This is a genomic window from Kineococcus glutinatus, assembly GCF_039542765.1.
GTDB classification, from domain to species: Bacteria; Actinomycetota; Actinomycetes; order Actinomycetales; family Kineococcaceae; genus Kineococcus_A; species Kineococcus_A glutinatus.
The window spans coordinates 1-2,981 of the sequence record NZ_BAABIL010000549.1; the positions used below are offsets into that span (position 1 = coordinate 1).

At 77.1% G+C, this 2,981-nt stretch carries 3 protein-coding genes and 1 pseudogene; all 4 read left to right on the forward strand.

Annotated elements, in window-relative coordinates:
- Positions 1 to 757, forward strand: a pseudogene (locus tag ABEB16_RS17970) (hypothetical protein); the annotation flags it as partial.
- 95 nt (positions 758 to 852) lie between these two features.
- Positions 853 to 1,434 (forward strand): TerD family protein, encoded by a 582-nt coding sequence (locus tag ABEB16_RS17975; protein WP_345713588.1) that lies wholly within the window; start codon positions 853 to 855, stop codon positions 1,432 to 1,434.
- A gap of 100 nt (positions 1,435 to 1,534) precedes the next feature.
- Positions 1,535 to 2,767, forward strand: a complete 1,233-nt coding sequence (locus tag ABEB16_RS17980) for an HpcH/HpaI aldolase/citrate lyase family protein (RefSeq protein ID WP_345713589.1) — start codon at positions 1,535 to 1,537, stop codon at positions 2,765 to 2,767.
- Positions 2,764 to 2,981: phosphoribosyltransferase domain-containing protein (locus ABEB16_RS17985; RefSeq protein WP_345713590.1), on the forward strand; the 218-nt coding region annotated here is incomplete at its 3' end. The genes ABEB16_RS17980 and ABEB16_RS17985, both read left to right, overlap by 4 nt.

Below are 2,981 nucleotides of genomic sequence, written 5' to 3' on the forward strand. Positions count from 1 at the left end.
GGCCGGCGCCCCGCGCCCGTCCCTGGACCTGCGGCACCACGAGCAGTCCGCACCGCGGGGACAGGCCCCACCGCCGCGGCCGGTCCGGCCGGCGCCCGCGACCCCGCCGCAGGTGGTCGCACCCGCCCCGGTGGTGGGGTCCCCGCGACCGGCGGAGCGGCGCACCGTCCTGGACGCCGAGCACCCGGTGACCACGCTGCGCGCCGCCGAACGCCCCGGCGGCACCCTGCGCGCGGTGCTCACCTGGCAGCCGCAGCTGACCCGCGCGGGGGTGCGGCGCTCCACCGACGTCCACCTCGGCTGCCTGTGGGAGCTGCGGGAGGGCGCCTCGGGGCTGGTGCAGTCCCTCGGTGACGCCGTCAGCGCCCCCGGCTTCGGTGCCCGCCAGGTGCTGCGGCTGGGGCCCCGCTCGGAGGACGCCGGCGAGGAGCTGCTGCTCGACCTGCGCCACGCCGACGCCCTGCGCCGCGCGGTGCTCTTCGCCACGGGGCGGCGCGATCGGCCCGACTGGGCCGCGCTGCGCCCGGTGCTGGCGCTGCGGCTGCCGACGGGCGAGCGCCTGGAGGTCGCCGTGGCGCCACCGGCGGCGCCCGCCCTCAGCTGCGTCGTCGTCAGCGTCCACAACGTCGGCGGCGACCTCGTCGTGCGCCGGGAGCTGGAGCACCTCGACGGCCCGCAGCGCGCCGTCGCCGAGGCCTACGGCTGGGAGCTGCCCTTCGACCCGACGGGCACGACGGCCACGACCACGACCCGCTGAAGCGCGGCGGGCGGCGAGCACGTGCCCCGCCGCGGGCACCTCTGCGCCGCGGGGACGTTCAACCGCACGGAAGTCCGACTCGAGAGGGGAACGGCATGGCGATCAACCTCGGCAAGGGGCAGAAGCTCTCCCTGGCCAAGCCCGGCACCGGAGGCGGCCTGAGCCGCGTCGCGATGGGCCTGGGCTGGGACGCGGCCAAGAAGCGGGGCCTGTTCGGCCGGCAGAAGGACCAGACCATCGACCTCGACGCCTCCTGCCTGCTCTTCGACGCCTCCGGCTCCCTCGTCGACCAGGTGTGGTTCTCCCAGCTGCGCAGCAAGGACGGCTCCGTCGTCCACACCGGGGACAACCTCACCGGCGCCGGCGAGGGCGACGACGAGGTCATCACCGTCGACCTGACGACGCTGCCGGCGCGGATCCGCACCCTCGTCTTCGTCGTCTCCAGCTTCACGGGGCAGGACTTCGGCCAGATCGAGAACGCCTTCTGCCGCCTGGTGGACTCCACCACCGGCACCGAGGTCGCCCGCTACGCGCTGTCGGGGTCCGGAACGCACACCGCGCAGATCATGGTCAAGCTGACCCGGGAGGGCGACGGCTGGGCCATGACGGCGCTGGGCGAGCGCGCCGGGGGGCGCACCTTCCACGACCTGGTCCCCGCGGTGACCCCGCTGCTCTGAGCGGACCGCTCCCGGCGCCGGGACGGGCCGGGTACGGTCGCCGTCGCAGCGACCGCACGGCCCGTCCCGCCCGCCCACGAGGTCCAGCCCTGGAGGCCGCGTGCAGCACTTCGCCCACCTGCCCACCGAGGCGCGCCGGCGCCTCTTCCACCGGCTGCCGCGGCGGGTCGGGCCGGGCTCGCCGCCCGGCCTGCTGGCCCACGCCCTCGGCGCCACCCTGTACTGCCCGGCCACCCGCCCGCAGCTGGCCGCGGACCTGGCGCGGCTGGCCGGCCGCGGTCTCGTCAGCGCCGTGGCGTGCCTGGAGGACTCGGTGCCCGACGCCGAGGTGGCCCACGCCGAGGCGCGGCTGGTGGAGCAGGTCGGCCTGCACCGCCACCACGTCCGCGAGGGGCGCGCGGCGCCGCTGCTGCTGTTCGTGCGGGTCCGCACCCCGGGGCAGCTGCGCTCGCTGGTCGATCGCCTCGGGGAGGACGTGGACGCGCTGGCGGGGTTCGTGCTGCCGAAGTTCGGTGCGCCCGGGCAGCCGGAGCCGGCCGAGCACCTGGCCGCGGTCGCCGACGCCGGGCGCGCCGCGGGCCGGCGGATGTGGGCGATGCCCGTCGTGGAGACCGCCGACGTGCTGCACCGGGAGAGCCGCCTGGAGGCGCTGCTGCGGATCCGGGAGGTGCTCACCGCGGCCCGCGACCTCGTGCTGGCGGTGCGGACGGGGGCCACGGACCTGTCCGCGGTGCACGGCCTGCGCCGGCCGCGGGGGACGACGGTGTGGGACGTGCGCATCGTCGCCGACGTCCTCGGCGACGTCGTCAACGTGCTGGGCCGCCTCGACGGCAGCGGTTTCCCCGTGACGGGGCCGGTGTGGGAGCACTTCACCTCCGGTGAGCGGCTCTTCCGCACGGGGCTGCGCGAGACCCCGTTCGACCAGCTGGACGTGCGGGAGCTGCGCTCGCGGCTGCTGCGCGACGACCTGGACGGCCTGCTGCGGGAGGTCGAGCTGGACCGGATCAACGGCCTGGTGGGCAAGACCGTCATCCACCCCTCGCACGTCGGTGTCGTGCACGCGATGTCCGTGGTGCCGCACGAGGAGTGGTGCGACGCCGCGGACGTGCTCGGCGCGGCCGGTGGGGTGCTGGCGAGCACGTACGCGAACAAGATGAACGAGGCGAAGCCGCACCGGGCGTGGGCCGAGCGGGTGCTGGCCCGCGCGGAGGCCTTCGGGGTGGCGGCGGAGGGGATCTCCCTGGTGGACGTCGTCGCGGAGCTCGTCGCGGCCGAGGCGGGCGCGGCGGCGGTGCCCTCCGCCCGCCCCGCGGGTGCCGGGGTCGGCCGGTGAGCGCGCCGGGGACGAGCACCGGCGTGCGGCTGCACGAGGAGCCGGCGGGGTGGACGGGGCGCTGGGTCGCCGACCGGCTGGGCGTGGCGCTGCGCACCTCGGCCGCCGTGGACGGCCTGGCGGTGGCCGACCTGGCGGGGCTCGCGGTGCGGCGCAACCCGCGCCGGGCCCACCTGCTGGTCTCCACGGTGCTCGGCAAGCACGTGCCCACCGA

Excerpts from the sequence above, each read along its gene's own strand:
- ABEB16_RS17975 (WP_345713588.1), top strand. The coding sequence starts at position 853 with ATGGCGATCAACCTCGGCAAGGGGCAGAAGCTCTCCCTGGCCAAGCCC.